At 33.8% G+C, this 14747-nt stretch carries 12 protein-coding genes; 5 read left to right on the plus strand and 7 right to left on the minus strand.

Going from position 1 to position 14747, the window contains the following annotated elements; genetic code table 11:
* Nucleotides 1-104: 104 nt before the first annotated feature.
* On the minus strand, nt 105-3143 hold the full coding sequence (locus GSB9_01193; GenBank protein UKM64637.1) for a tetratricopeptide repeat protein: 3039 nt from the start codon (nt 3141-3143) through the stop codon (nt 105-107).
* Nucleotides 3144-3339: 196 nt separating this feature from the next.
* Between GSB9_01193 and GSB9_01194 the strand changes: the two genes are divergently transcribed.
* The 3 genes from GSB9_01194 (at nt 3340) to GSB9_01196 (ending at nt 5992) form a co-directional block, all read left to right on the plus strand.
* The gene (locus GSB9_01194) at nt 3340-4023 is read left to right on the plus strand and encodes an ATP-binding cassette domain-containing protein (protein UKM64638.1); all 684 of its coding nucleotides are present in this window, start codon (nt 3340-3342) and stop codon (nt 4021-4023) included.
* Between the two features lie 145 nt (nt 4024-4168).
* Nucleotides 4169-5065 (plus strand): glycosyltransferase family 2 protein, encoded by an 897-nt coding sequence (locus tag GSB9_01195; GenBank protein UKM64639.1) that lies wholly within the window; start codon nt 4169-4171, stop codon nt 5063-5065.
* 3 nt (nt 5066-5068) lie between these two features.
* Complete coding sequence (locus GSB9_01196; GenBank protein UKM64640.1) at nt 5069-5992, plus strand: glycosyltransferase family 2 protein; 924 nt, start codon at nt 5069-5071, stop codon at nt 5990-5992.
* On the opposite strand, the gene GSB9_01197 is transcribed toward GSB9_01196, so the two are convergent.
* The 6 genes from GSB9_01197 to typA form a co-directional block, all read right to left on the minus strand.
* Nucleotides 5956-7035 carry a glycosyltransferase gene (locus GSB9_01197; protein ID UKM64641.1) on the minus strand — a complete coding sequence of 360 codons (1080 nt, stop codon included), beginning with the start codon at nt 7033-7035 and terminating at the stop codon, nt 5956-5958. The genes GSB9_01196 and GSB9_01197 overlap by 37 nt on opposite strands.
* Before the next feature lie 6 nt (nt 7036-7041).
* Nucleotides 7042-8517, minus strand: coding sequence for a sulfatase-like hydrolase/transferase (locus tag GSB9_01198; protein ID UKM64642.2), 1476 nt, complete (start codon nt 8515-8517; stop codon nt 7042-7044).
* A gap of 62 nt (nt 8518-8579) precedes the next feature.
* Nucleotides 8580-9863, minus strand: coding sequence for an O-antigen translocase (locus GSB9_01199; protein ID UKM64643.1), 1284 nt, complete (start codon nt 9861-9863; stop codon nt 8580-8582).
* A gap of 3 nt (nt 9864-9866) precedes the next feature.
* A complete protein-coding gene (locus GSB9_01200) occupies nt 9867-11168 on the minus strand; it encodes an O-antigen translocase (GenBank protein ID UKM64644.1) in 1302 nt (433 codons plus the stop codon).
* A 195-nt stretch (nt 11169-11363) separates the two neighbouring features.
* Nucleotides 11364-11591 (minus strand): uroporphyrinogen decarboxylase, encoded by a 228-nt coding sequence (locus tag GSB9_01201; protein UKM64645.1) that lies wholly within the window; start codon nt 11589-11591, stop codon nt 11364-11366.
* Nucleotide 11592: 1 nt separating this feature from the next.
* Nucleotides 11593-13392, minus strand: a complete 1800-nt coding sequence (gene typA, locus GSB9_01202) for a translational GTPase TypA (GenBank protein ID UKM64646.1) — start codon at nt 13390-13392, stop codon at nt 11593-11595.
* A 142-nt stretch (nt 13393-13534) separates the two neighbouring features.
* Between typA and GSB9_01203 the strand changes: the two genes are divergently transcribed.
* Together GSB9_01203 and kdsA are read left to right on the plus strand one after the other, a co-directional pair.
* A complete protein-coding gene (locus GSB9_01203) occupies nt 13535-13897 on the plus strand; it encodes a hypothetical protein (protein ID UKM64647.1) in 363 nt (120 codons plus the stop codon).
* Between the two features lie 31 nt (nt 13898-13928).
* Nucleotides 13929-14747: a 3-deoxy-8-phosphooctulonate synthase gene (gene kdsA, locus GSB9_01204; GenBank protein ID UKM64648.1), complete on the plus strand. Its 819-nt coding sequence runs from the start codon at nt 13929-13931 to the stop codon at nt 14745-14747.

Consider the following 14747-nt stretch of genomic DNA (forward strand, 5'->3'; position numbering starts at 1 on the left):
TGGGCTCCACGTTAATGGCTTTTGTCTTTGGTGTAATATGCCACTAAGTGTTAGCTTGCTCATATTTAATTTTAACCTTTAATATCTAATTTTACTTGTTAGAACTAATCTTCTGTTTGAACCGATGAATTGGTTTTGGCCTCTTCGGCCTTTATTTTACTTAACTCGGTTTTGGCCTCATCCTGCACATCGTTGTAATCGGGAAAATTTTGGATAACGCTTTCAAGAATATAGGTTGCTTGGAACGCATCATTTAAGGCATAAAAATTCTTGGCCATTAATACCAATCCCTTTGCGCTGTAATATTTATACCCAGAAAAATCCTTTGCTAATTTTTGAATCGTTGTATTAGATGCTTCGTACCGCCCCTCTTTATTTTTAAAGTAGGCATTGTAGTAAAGCGCCTCTGCAGCAGTCTCTCCAATGGCCACTTTCTCTACTTCGGCATATGCTGTTTTTGCCTTTGGCTCATTCCCAGTTTTGATGGCTGACCGCGCAATGATAATGTGGGCATCACCTTTTATTTTATTGTCTATTTTAGAATTGGCCAACACTTTTTCTGAATACTGAACAGCCTTAGCGTAATTTTCTTGCTGATAGTATGCTTTCATCATGTTAGACTGTGCAAAAACGACATGCTGCGGAAAATTGGCTTCCTGCTCTAACCTCATTAACAAAGGCATGGCTTTTTGCCAACTTTTTTTCTCCAGATAAAACTGAGACAGTTTTACTAAAGCCTCCTCTGTGTATTCACTCTGTGGAGCATCTACAATGTATTTGTAATGAGGTGACGCATTTTCAACCAATTCTTTTTTGTAGTATAACTGCGCCAAATAAAAATGGGCATTGAGTGCATGTAATCCATTGGGAAATTGGTTTAAATAGCCATTAAATTGTTTTATAGCCTTATCAGTATTGTTATCTAGGTACTGTTTTTCGGCAGCTTCGTAAGTAGTATCGTCTAAATCCTTATCGGTCACCTCTACATAGTCTAAAGTTTTTACCCAAGCCGCATAATCGTTAACACGCCCCAAATCAATGTAAATTAAACGTGCCGTAGAAACCGCCTGAACGGCTTCTGGCGAACCTGCATAATCGCTTGCCACCTTTTTAAACTTGGTTAAAGCCTTTTCATTTTCGCTACCGTTATAGTAAACCAACCCTTGTCGCAACAAGGCTTTTGGCACAAATGAGCTCATTCTATACTCGCTTGCCAATTGGTCGTAAGCCCGCATGGCCTTTTGGGTTTCATTGGCCTTTACGTAAGAGTTCCCTAATTCGTATAAAGCATCATCACGTAATTTTGATTTCGGATAATCTGAAATAAACTGTTCCAACTCATTAATTTTTTGTGATGGTTTTCCTGAATACCCCATACTTATCGCCTTTTGAAATGCTGGATAATCGGCCTCGATTTCGTTAAGCCTAATAGCATTTTGATATGCCGAAACTGCATTTTGGTACTGACTCGAAACAAAATAGGCATCACCCAAACGCAGGTATGCATCGTTTCTCCTTACATTATCGCCGCGTTTTTCTGAAATAAATTTACTGAAGTGCTCTATAGCGTTTCCATAATTCTTTATTTTAAAATAAGAGTACGCCAAATTATAATCTAAATTTTCAAATTCTGGCGTTGTTGATGCTTCACTTTGTTGTTGATACTGCTTAAACCCTATTAATGCATCATCATAATTCGTTAGGTTATAATCGGTTTCTGCCTTCCAAAATGTGGCTCGCGCCGTGTAGGTGGCGTCCTGCTGCTCACTTAACGATTCATTAAAAAGCGTACCTGCTTTTATAAAATCGCCTTCGTTATAAAGTTCCAACCCTCTGTAAAATGCTACTTTTTGATAGGCGACCTTGTTTTCAAAACTTTTTTTGTTTTTGAGCAGTTCTAAGGCTTCCTTGTAGTTTTTAGAGGTGATATAAGAATCTATCAATAGTGTTTCAACCTCTTCTTTGAAAGCCGTATTTGGATATTTTTCCAAATACCCAGCTAAAACCTGAGGTGCCGATTGGTATGGGTTACCAATTTCATAACTTATTTTTGCATAATTAAGCCACGCATCTTCCTGAATTTTTAAATCGAAATCCATTTGCGATGCATTACTAAACGCATTCAATGCTTCTTGCTTTTTATCTAAATTGATGTAGCTTTCACCTAAATGGTAATAAGCATTTTGTGCAATGGCATTGGTGCCACCAACAATTTTATTGAATTCTGAAATGGCTTTTTCATAGTCTTTTTGTTTGTAATAAGCGTATCCCAACTGATAATAATCGGTGTTGTTCCATTTTCCGGTACGGTCTCTTGGTGCCTTTTTTCCTTTGTATGCCTTTAAAAACGGAATGGCCGCTTCATATTGTTCTAAATTGAAGTAACTCTCTCCTATAATCTTAGAAAGTTCAGAAACCTCATTGGCATCACTTTTATCTAATTGCGCTTTTGCCAGTTCTATAGCTTTTTCAAAATTTCCTAATTTGAAATTTAAATCGGCTTGGTAATAGGATAGCTTTTCTTTGTAACGCTCTTGGTCACTCACTTGATCGAAATACGTATTTGCCTGTTCGTAATCATCGCCTTCGTAAGCCATAAAACCAATGTAATACTTAGCCTGCGAACCATATTCTTTAGAACTTTCAACGCGGCTTAAATACTTTTGCGCATCCTTATATTGCTTTGTTGTAAACGCCGTATAACCGTTATTGAAATAAAACTTTTCCTTTTCCTTTCTACTCAGCCCATTTTCATCAACCTTATCGTACCATTTTCTAGCATAGGCATATTTTCCATTGGCAAAATAATAATCGGCCACATCAACAAAAGCTGTATTTGTTTTAGTACTGGTAGGGTATTCTTCTACAAACTCCTCAACCAATTGGTCTGCATTTTGTTGGTTTAAACGCACCGCACAATTGGCGATATAATAAGCACAATCTGATTGCAAATTGTTTTCGTTGGTCTGTTCCTTAACGTTCCTGAACAAAGTCTGTGCCGCTTGGTATTGCTGATTATTATAAAGCGAAAGTGCCTTTTGGTAATCAACGAGTTTACTGTTATAAATTGTCGATTTTTGTGCTAGTATGTGATAACTAAAACCAATGATTACCAAAAGTGATAGAATATGTTTTTTAGCCATTAATGATTCGTTTTTTAATTAGGACCAAAGATAATTGAATTATGAACCCTATAACGAAATAATCATGCCATAATTATAAATCGACAGATTAATTATGAATTCTTTTTAAAGAAATAAACCAAAGTTTTTAGCGTTAGTTTTATGGTTTAACAATTTAGTAATACATTTACAACCCTTTAAACAAACGAACTGCCATATGCCAAAACCCATTTTAGAACTAAAAGAGGCCTCTATTTATCAAGGTGACAGTTTAGTACTTGCAAATGTTAACGTAGAAGTTAACAAAGGTGATTTTGTTTACCTAATCGGAAAAACGGGCACTGGTAAAAGTAGTTTTATGAAAACCCTGTATGGCGACTTGCCTTTAACCGAAGGCGAAGGCCATATTGTAGATTTTGATTTAAAACATCTAAAGGAAAAGGATATTCCATTTTTAAGACGCAAGCTGGGTGTTGTTTTTCAAGATTTCAAACTACTGACCGATAGAACCGTAAACGACAATTTGTTATTTGTTTTAAAAGCTACCGGCTGGAAGGACAAAGAAAAAATGAATACGCGTGTTGAAGAAGTGCTTACCAAAGTGGGGATGAAAACAAAAGGGTTTAAATTTCCACACGAATTGTCTGGCGGCGAACAACAGCGTATTGCCATTGCACGGGCTTTATTGAACAATCCCGAACTTATTTTGGCCGATGAGCCAACGGGAAACCTTGACCCCCAAACCAGTATTGAGGTTATGGAGGTTTTACAGGACATCAACAAAAATGGAAACACCATACTTATGGCCACGCACGATTATGCCCTGCTTTTAAAATACCCCAGCAAAACGCTTAAATGCGACGACAACCAGGTTTATGAGGTGGTGCAAAGAAAAGCTTAATTCATTTACGGTTTATTGAAAAGTAAATTAAAAGCCATTGTGCCCAAAAAATATAATTTAAAAGTGAGCTATTTTTTTAGAAGAATTTACGCTGTTTATTTCTATAATAAAAACAACATGAACTGTTTTAATAGCTACAAAAACAATGCTCTCGATATTAATTCCTACATACAATTATAATATTTCAAATCTTGTCCAGGAAGTTCACCAACAAGTTTGCAAAGCTCATGTTGCATTTGAAATTATCTGTTTTGATGATGCATCAAGTATTTATACCGAACATAATAAAAGAACGATTGAATCTCTAGCACATTCCAGAATTATAATTTCAAAAGATAATGTGGGGCGGGTAAAAGCCAGGCAATCCTTATCTAATCAAGCAAAATTTAAATGGTTGCTGTTTTTAGATGCAGATGTAATTCCAAAATCAGATACTTTCATTACGGATTATATTAAAAACGCTACATCTCTAAACTACGATGTTTTTTTTGGTGGTTTCGCCTATGCTTTAAACCTACAGAAAAAAGAAAGTACCCTTAGATGGAAGTATGGAAGAAAATTTGAGCAAGTTGATGCCAGCAAGAGAAACCAAAGTCCATATTCGGTAATTATATCGGCCAATTTTTTAATCAAAAAATCTATTTTCGATAAAATAAATTTAAATTTTATAAGAAAAAGTTATGGCATGGATAATCTTTTTGCGGCATATTTAAAAGAAAACAACGTAAAAGTTTTTCATTTAAACAACGAAGTTTACCACGTGGGCGTAGAAAGTAACAAGACTTATTTAAACAAAGTTGAGGAAGCCATAAATACTTTATTGTGGGCCTATAACCATGATAAAATGACGGCGCACGAAAACAAATTGTTACTGACATTCATCAAAATAAAAAAATGGAAGTTAAACCGTTTTACGGCTTTTTTGTATAGATTTCTTAAATTTCCAATAAAAAAGAATCTTCTTGGGACCAATCCTAACCTATATTTACTTCAATTTTATAAATTGTTTTATATCTGCAACAAAGATTTAAATTACAAATAAACCATGTCGGCTCATCCTTTTTTTTCGGTAGTAATCCCACTCTACAATAAAGAAAAATATATTGTAGCCACACTCAAAAGTGTAATTAACCAAACGTTTCAAAATTTTGAAGTTATTGTTGTTAATGATGGTTCTACTGATGACAGTTTGAAATTAGTTAATTCATTTAATGATAAAAGAATAACAATCCTACAACAGAAAAACACGGGTTTATCCTCAGCCAGAAACGTTGGTATTAAACAAGCAAAAGCACGTTACATCGCTTTTTTAGATGCTGATGATTTATGGGCTTATGATTTTCTTGAAACTATGCAACTACTTATTTGCAAAAACAAAAATTATGGTGTTTTCTCTTGTCCTACTAAAATTTTTTTTAACGATAAATCTTTAAACTTAAAACCAAGCCCCTACAAGGAAGAAGCAGTAAACTTAATATCCAATTATTTTAAATTTAAAAAAAACCTGTTTGGTTTTAGCTCTGTGGTTATAAAGAAACAAATATTTGATGAAATTGGTTATTTTAAAACAAATATAAACTTTGGTGAAGAAGAAGATTTTAATATTAGATGCTTTAAAAAAAAGGACTTGGTATTTTATGGCATTCCCAAAGCTTATTATAGAAAAGGCACTAGCGGCCAACTAACTTCTCCTAACAAAAGTAGCAACCGAATTATACCCGATTATGGATTGTATCTAAAGAACAACAAGAACAAAGATTTAGCAAAGTATATAGACTTTGTACACTATAAATTAGTTGTACTGTACAAAATGGAGAAAAACCACAAACTAGTTGATTTTTATAAAAACAAGATAGACACATCTAATTTATCGTTTCTACAAAAATTTAAATATTATTTACCTACTAACTTGTTCTATATTTTAAAATCAACTTACATCTCACTTTCAAAAAAGTTTATCCATTTTTGAATTACTTTTTCTTCGGAAAATTTTTCAATTCCTTTATTTAAGTTTTCTTTGATTTCTGCATAGAGTTTTTCATCTAGAAGCAATTTATTTAATGCCAAACTCAATTCTTCTTCATTTTGATCTTCAACCAATAATCCATTAATACCGTGCTCAATAATTTCATTAGGGCCACTTTTGCAATTAAAAGCTATCACAGGCGTTTTTAGGGTCAAAGCTTCAAGTAAAACCATGGGAAAGCCTTCTTCCTTACTTGATAAAACCAATGCTTTGGCATTGTTTATCAAGGCCATTGGGTTTTTTCTAAAAGCAAATAATTTAATATATGGCTCCAATTTTAATTTAGCTATTAACCGCTGTAAATTCACTTTTTCAGGACCGTCACCCAGCAAAACTAGTTTAACATTTTCTTCAATTAATTTTGAGTTACTATAAGCCTTTATAAGTTTGTCAAACTGTTTTATCTTGTTAAATCTGCCAACTCCAATAATATAATTTCCAAGATTATTACTATCAGTGGCAGAATCAGCCAATAGTCCATCAAACTTCACAAAATTATAAATAGTTGTGCTTTTTATATTGAGCTGTTCTTGCAGTTTATCATTTATTGCATTGCATACAGCAACAAAAAAACTGCTTTTTACATGTGGTAAACGTGATAACCAAGGTAAACTTAAAAACGAAAAATAATATTCTAAATGATAGCTGTGCACACAATAAATAACCTTACTGTGCTGGAAAACAAGTTTAGAAAACAACAATTCTTTGAAAAAATTTGACCGTGTTCGGTGGTCAATTATAAAGTCAAACTGATTATCTTTAAAGTACTTTTTAAACTTAAAGAAAGCGCGCAGCTTTCCATATTTTGTTTTTACTTTTCCAAAATTATAAAGCTGGCCTTCAAATTTATAATCAATTTCATCCCTCATCGACACAACATGTATTTCGCAACCTCTCTTTTTTAAAGAAATAGACATGTTGGCCGCAACTTTCTCAGCCCCACCAGAACTCAAACTCCCTAAAAGCAAGCATATTTTTTTACTCATATACGCTTAAAAACTATTATCAAAGTCAATTCCATTTACAATAATTCGTTTCCTTTTCTTGAAATTTTTGCTAAAAATACTTCTAGTAAAATCCATGTCTTTATGCTTAACCCCAAATAAATGAGAAACACTTTCATAGATATGGTCTGTCATAAAAGCTCTTTTGCGCTTATACTGAAAAGCTTCAGGAAAATCAAAAGTTTTAGATGTCCAAACGAAAAATGGTATTTCGAACATACTCTTCGTTAACCTTTGTTCATTACGTCCAAAAAAATCCGTACCCTCGTGATAAACATTTTCGCCATGATCGGATAAATATAACAAGGTACTCTTTGTATTTGTATTTTCAAGTTCTTTAATTAATGTATAGACAATAAAATCGTTATATAGAACGGCATTATCATATTGGTTTGTTAATTTATCTTCCTTATTGGACTTCTCATCACTTAAGAACTTGGCAAATGATTTTGGATATCTTTTTGAATAATTAAAATGTGTGCCCAACAATTTAATAAAAATAACCTTCTTACCTGGTTCTTTTAAAATTTTACTGTAATCTGATAATACGACCTCATCTAAAATATTAGTATACACATCATCTTTATAGTTATAAAATTTATGGTCATAACAATATGATGCTATTTTATTTATTGCATTATCGTGATAACTAATTGGTCTTTGGTTAGCAAGCCAAAATGTTTTAAAGCCAGCATTATTAAAAACCTGTACCAAACTTGTAACCGTAGTTCTTGTATTAGTTTCATCTAAAGACGTAATCATTTTAGGTACTACTTTCAGTGTGAATACATCTGTTGAAATTACATTATCATAAACAAATAGTCGATCTTCAATACTATTTAATAACGGTGTGGTTTCTCTGGAATAACCATACAACTGCATATGTCGTCTTGTGGTCGATTCGCCCAAAACAAAAACCAAAACTTCGTTATTTGAGCTTACTTTTATATCTTCTTTGGATAGCTTAGAATTGAAATTGACGCTGTTTTGCAAATCAAAATATCCATAAACTCCTCGAACTGTATTATAATATGCGTTTTTTTCTATTAACCCCGTAAATTTCAATGCAGCAATAATTCCCAAAAAAATGAATATGCCCAAGCCTTGTTTTACAAAATTTTTGTTTTCAAATTTTATTTTTTTGATTATTAAAAATGAAATCCCCATTAATATTAAAAACAAAATTATTTTGAAATTAATATATGAAGACACAAATTCACTAAGCTCACGTTGATTGGACTCTATTAACAAGAACATGTAAGATGATGTGAAGTTTGTAGAAATTGCTATGTACGATGTCGTCTCTAAAGCAATATAAAAAACATATAAAAAACACAAGGCATTTGTAAAAAAACGGCTTTTTAATATATTGCTGACCAGCAACAATACCAATGACATAAAAAACAAAAAATCTTCACAAAGATCACCTATTTCTACCACACTCCAATCAACAAAAAGTGCCAAGAACAAATACTTTAATAATAGCGGGAGAAGTAAAATTACAAGACTTTTATACAGCTGGGATTTCAATGCTTTAAATATTTTTTTTGGTTAGTAAAAACAAATGTACATACGGCTGCCAAATACAAAAACACACTGGTTAAATATGCATAAAAGATTCCGTTTAAGTTGTAGTTCGTTAAAAAATAGATGCTTAAAAAATAAAAAGAACCATACAAAACAGTATCTGTAACAAAATATGGTAAAACCATTTTTTTTGCATGAAACTGATAGGCAAAAGAAAAAGCTATAATTTTTATAGAATCACCCAATAACTGCAAATAAAAATACTGACTTAATTCCAGAAATTCATCTGTTAAAAATATTTTAATAATCACAAATCGCAAAAAATACAGCACTATAAACGAAACTATTATCAGGGGAATTAACGATTTAAAATAACTTTTCATTAGACCTTTATAACCTCTAATAGTTTTATTCTCTGCTAGCTTTGGCAATAAATACAAAGTAAACAGCGAAGAAAAAAACATCATATAAAACATTGATATTTTATTCATAGCCTCCCAGAACCCGGCTTGCTTGACGTCAATGGTATCAATTATAGCATTTCTTATTAACAAATAGCATAAACTAATTAAAATTGAAGAATACATAGCCATTAAAAGATATGTAGAAATACTTTTGAAAAACTTAAACGAAATATCATGTAAGTGTTTTAGTGCTTCAAAAAGCAATTTTCTAACATCTCTAAATACCAAGGCCGTGATAAAACTCAAAGCCGGAATTAACAAACTTGCCAACAATGCGCCTTTTAAATCATAAATGTATATGAATATAAACGTCAAGAGAGCATTTATTATATGGGAAATGCTTACCAGAATGGCATACAAGTTATATTTCTGCATACCATTAACCACATATACTACCAAAAAACTAAAAGAAATTAACGGTGATAAAATTGCTAAATACTTAAAAAGATATGCGAAATTCGAATCTTTCAGAGTATAAACTGCCAAGTTTTCTGAGAAGAAAATTAAAGGAATGGCAAACAAAGCACAAATAATAAAGTTTAAAGAAAATACATTTGTTACAATGGCATCCAACTTCTTTTTATCTTCCTTACTCTCTGCTATGTATTTAATCACACCGCTTTGAAATCCCGTTGATGTTATTCCTAAAAAACCTTGTAATACATTTTTAAAATTTCCCACCAAAGCATAACCTGAAGGCCCTAAATAAATCGCTGTTACTTTTGAAACTATAAAAGAAGAAATAACCTTAAAAACTACAACAACACCATTATAGGATATCGTTTTATAAAGTTCATTATTTAATATTCTTTTTAACAACGCCTAATTTTTATCATTCTCAACTCCAAAAAGTGAACTTCCAAATATGAGAAGTATAATTCCAAAATACATTAAATAGCTTACAAAATGAGCAATAACAGCTCCCTCAACACCATTGACCAAATTAATAAAATAAACACTTGTAGCATACAGAATGATAACCAAAAAGGCCTCTGTTAGCACATAATGCCAAAACATTTTTTTAGCCAGAAATTGATACGCAATCACAATAGACAACACCTTAACAAAATCGCCTAAAAGCTGCCAAAGAAATAAATCTTCTACGGGTTCAAATTCATTGGTAAATACCGCCAAAACAATATAATGCTTTAAAAAGTAAATTATCAAGAGCCCTAAAAACAACACGGGCACAATAGTTTTATACAAGGTAAACACCTCTCTTTTAAACTCTCCTGTATTCTGAATTTCAGAAAAACGTGGCAATAAATACAAGGCCATTAACGAGCTTATAAACATGAGATAATATTTAGATACCCTAGTCATCGCCTCCCAAAAACCGGCATCTTTAAAGCCTATATTATCAATAATGTATGTTCGGATAGCGATGGCTACAAGCGGCAACAATACCGCCGAAAACAATGCCATCAACGAATAGGCTCCTAGTTTTTTAAACAAACTAAAACTAACATTATTTGCTTTTATAAGCGGTACCAAACTTCGCCGATTAATAATGCCTACAAGGGTTATCAAAAATATTAAAGATTCGGCTATGGCAACCGATATCAAAGCACCATCAATTTTATTTTGATAGATTAAAAGAAGCGCAATAGACACACTCAACACCTGCCCAATAATATTAATTATTATGAGGATTTTATACTTTGAAAACCCATTCATTATGGCGAATGACAATATATTCAAAGCATAAAAAGGGATAACTATGGCAAATATTTGAATCACATATGCATAGTCGTTGTAAGTCGGAAATATGATGGTGTTAATCCATTCTGCCTTAAAATAACAGAAAAAAGAAACTAAAATGGTTAAAACAAAACCCACATAATACACCGTAGAAATAGTTCTGCTCAGTTCATATAGCCCATCTTTAAATTCTGAAATGTATTTTACGGTACCTTTATAAAATCCTCCAGTAGCGATAGTTTGAAAAGCACTAACAAAATTTCTAAGATTACCTACTAAGGCCAATCCCACCGGACCAATAAAAACCGCGATGGCTTTTGAAGTTAAAATACCCGCAATGATTTTAGTAACTACCGATGCTATCTGCAAGGAAGCCATCTCAACCAAAACCTTGCTATTTATGTAATCTATTAATCTTTTCAATTAATCACAAAATTTAACCGGAGTTTATAGAATGTAATTCAAACGAAAAAAATGCTTAAAACTGATAAATTAAGCCTTTTATTATCGTAATTTCTTTTAATGAAATCAAATATACAAAATGATTTATCCTTTTAGATTTTGTTCGTCCAAAGGCCTACGATACTCGAAGAACAACAAAGCTTCCTTATCAATAAATTATTTTTTGAACAAGTAGTACAAATTAATACAAAGTATTGCTAAGTTGGTAATAATTATGGGTTTTGAAATAGGCTGAAGCGCAAGCCCGTAAAACACAAATAGTAAACACCCAAGGGCATTTACTATTCGTAATTTATAAACAGATTTCATCAAGAAAGAAACCAAAACCGTAGCCATGGCGGCATAACCCAACCATTCTACCCACGGAATTCCTAAAAACGCCATGTTATATCGATTTGTTTCGCTTGCGGTCCACTTCTTTTAAATATATTTTACGAATGCGCAAGTGGTTAGGTGTCACCTCAACATATTCATCCTTTTGGATGTACTCTAAAGCTTCTTCCAACGAAAATTTTATGGCAGGTACAATTTTGGCTTTATCGTCGGCTCCGGCAGAACGTACGTTACTTAACTTTTTAGTTTTGGTAACGTTAACAGTCATGTCATCGCCACGCGAGTTTTCACCAATAACCTGTCCTTCGTAAATATCTTCTCCCGGATCGATAAAGAACTTACCGCGTTCTTGTAATTTATCAATAGAATATGGAATGGCTTGTCCGTTTTCCATAGAGACCAATGAACCATTTTGACGCTCTGGAATACCACCTTTTAATGGTTGATACTCTTTAAAACGGTGTGCCATAATAGCTTCACCAGCAGTAGCCGTGAGCAATTGGTTTCTTAAACCAATAATACCTCTTGACGGAATAACAAACTCGCAAACCATACGCTCACCTTTGGCTTCCATGCTTAACATTTCGCCTTTTCTCATGGTTACCATTTCTATGGCTTTACCCGAAACTTCTTCTGGCAAATCAATGGTCATTTCCTCTACAGGCTCACATTTCACTCCGTCAATCTCCTTGATGATTACTTGCGGTTGACCAATTTGAAGCTCATACCCCTCGCGACGCATGGTTTCAATTAGTACCGACAAGTGTAACACCCCACGACCAAATACCATAAATTTATCGGCACTATCGGTTTCTTCAACACGTAAAGCCAAGTTTTTTTCCAATTCTTTGGTCAAACGCTCTTTAATGTGGCGCGAGGTTACATATTTCCCATCCTTTCCAAAGAACGGCGAATCGTTAATGGTAAACAGCATACTCATGGTAGGCTCATCAATGGCAATGGTTTTCAAGCCTTCTGGGTTTTCCCAATCGGCAACGGTATCACCAATTTCAAAACCTTCCAAGCCCACAATGGCACATATATCTCCGGCTTTAACTTCATCAACTTTTATTCGGCCTAAACCTTCAAAAGTATGTAGCTCTTTTATTCTTGATTTTACAACACTACCATCTCTTTTAACCAATGAAATATTTTGTCCCACTTTTAATTCACCACGGGTTAATCGGCCAATAGCAATGCGTCCGGTAAATGAGGAGAAATCTAAAGAAGTAATCAACATTTGGGTTGTTCCTTCTTCTATTTTTGGCGAAGGAATGTGCTCAATAACCATGTCTAAAAGCGGTTCGATATTCTCGGTTGGCTTTTGCCAATCTTCGCTCATCCAGTTGTTTTTTGCCGAACCATAAACCGTTGGAAAATCCAGCTGCCACTCTTCTGCCCCCAATTCAAACATTAAATCGAACACTTTCTCGTGTACCTCATCGGGTGTACAGTTTTCTTTGTCCACTTTATTGACTACCACGCAAGGTTTCAAACCTAAATCAATAGCTTTTTGAAGCACAAAACGGGTTTGTGGCATAGGCCCTTCAAAGGCATCAACTAAAAGCAAAACCCCATCGGCCATGTTTAAAACACGCTCTACTTCTCCTCCAAAATCGGCGTGACCTGGTGTATCGATAATATTAATTTTTGTTCCTTTATAGGTAACCGAAACGTTTTTTGAGGTAATGGTAATACCGCGTTCACGTTCCAAATCGTTGTTATCTAAAATTAAATCACCTGTGTTTTCGTTTTCACGAAACAACTGACAGTGATACATAATTTTATCAACCAAGGTTGTCTTTCCGTGGTCAACGTGTGCAATAATTGCAATGTTTTTTATGTTAGCCATATTTTATAGTGCCTTTTTTAAGGCTGCAAAGGTACGTGTTATTAGTTAAATATATGTTATATTTAAAGAGTATTATAATTTAAAATTCGTGTTTTCTTTAAATTTATAACAAACTGATTTTCAAACACCAAAGATCAAAACCATGTCGCCTTTAATCAACAAATACACCAATAGCATACCTTACCTCTATTTTATTGCAGCTTCAGCGTATTGGTTTACGGTAGTAAATAAAGCAGACAGCGCAACTGCTTATCCCATTTTATTGTTTGCCATTCCGTTTTTATGGCAAATTATAAAACCCAATAAAAAACTTAACTTTACTTTGGGCATTACCTTTGTTTGCATATCCTCATATCTTATTTTGGCTTTTTTATCCCATGTTTTAAAAATTATTTCGGTGTCCCATCCTTTCGGCCAAATTTCATTTTATAGCGTGCCGCTCCTTTTTGCCAATTTAATTATGGCCTTATGGATTATAAGAAATAGTTTAAAAGGATTTATTTAATGTGTAACTTTGCGACTTAAATTTTATCTGAATGAAACTTTCTGAAATTCCTAAATTAAAACACACCAATTCCAACAATTTCTTTTTATTGTGCGGCCCTTGCGCCATTGAAGGTGAAGATATGGCTTTAAGAATTGCCGAAAAAGTGGTTGAAATCACCAACAAATTGGAAATTCCTTATGTTTTTAAAGGAAGTTTTAAAAAAGCCAACCGAAGTAGAATAGACAGTTTTACCGGCATTGGCAACGAAAAAGCACTAAAAATTTTAAGGAAAGTTTCCGAAACTTTTGATATACCTACCGTTACAGACATACATGAGGTAAACGATGCACAAATGGCTGCAGAGTATGTTGATGTGCTTCAAATCCCTGCATTTTTAGTTCGCCAAACCGATTTGGTGGTCGCTGCCGCGGAAACGGGCAAAGTGGTCAATCTAAAAAAAGGACAGTTTATGAGCCCCGAAGCCATGAAACATGCCGTACAAAAGGTAAAAGATTCTGGTAGCGATAAAGCTTGGATTACAGACCGCGGTACCATGTTTGGCTACCAAGATATGATTGTAGATTTTAGAGGCATACCTACTATGCGTGAATATGCACCAACAGTATTGGATGTTACCCACTCGCTTCAACAACCCAACCAATCGGCCGGCGTTACGGGCGGACGCCCAGAAATGATTGAAACTATAGCTAGAGCTGGCGTGGTAAATAACGTTGATGGGTTATTTATCGAAACGCATTACGACCCTGCCAACGCTAAAAGCGATGGCGCCAATATGTTGCACTTGGACAATTTGGAAAAACTGCTCACCAATCTGGTAGCCATCAAGAAAACTGTAAATTCTCTTTAA

The sequence above is a fragment of the Flavobacteriaceae bacterium GSB9 genome, from assembly GCA_022749295.1.
Classification (GTDB): Bacteria; Bacteroidota; Bacteroidia; order Flavobacteriales; family Flavobacteriaceae; genus Flavisericum.

What these genes read in the sequence shown, in the direction of transcription:
- GSB9_01203 (UKM64647.1), top strand. Translation starts at nt 13,535, where the DNA reads ATGTCGCCTTTAATCAACAAATACACCAATAGCATACCTTACCTCTAT.
- GSB9_01201 (UKM64645.1), bottom strand. Translation starts at nt 11,591, where the DNA reads ATGGCGTTTTTAGGAATTCCGTGGGTAGAATGGTTGGGTTATGCCGCC.
- GSB9_01197 (UKM64641.1), bottom strand. Translation starts at nt 7,035, where the DNA reads ATGAGTAAAAAAATATGCTTGCTTTTAGGGAGTTTGAGTTCTGGTGGG.
- typA (UKM64646.1), bottom strand. Translation starts at nt 13,392, where the DNA reads ATGGCTAACATAAAAAACATTGCAATTATTGCACACGTTGACCACGGA.
- GSB9_01194 (UKM64638.1), top strand. Translation starts at nt 3,340, where the DNA reads ATGCCAAAACCCATTTTAGAACTAAAAGAGGCCTCTATTTATCAAGGT.
- GSB9_01196 (UKM64640.1), top strand. Translation starts at nt 5,069, where the DNA reads ATGTCGGCTCATCCTTTTTTTTCGGTAGTAATCCCACTCTACAATAAA.
- GSB9_01195 (UKM64639.1), top strand. Translation starts at nt 4,169, where the DNA reads ATGCTCTCGATATTAATTCCTACATACAATTATAATATTTCAAATCTT.
- kdsA (UKM64648.1), top strand. Translation starts at nt 13,929, where the DNA reads ATGAAACTTTCTGAAATTCCTAAATTAAAACACACCAATTCCAACAAT.
- GSB9_01193 (UKM64637.1), bottom strand. Translation starts at nt 3,143, where the DNA reads ATGGCTAAAAAACATATTCTATCACTTTTGGTAATCATTGGTTTTAGT.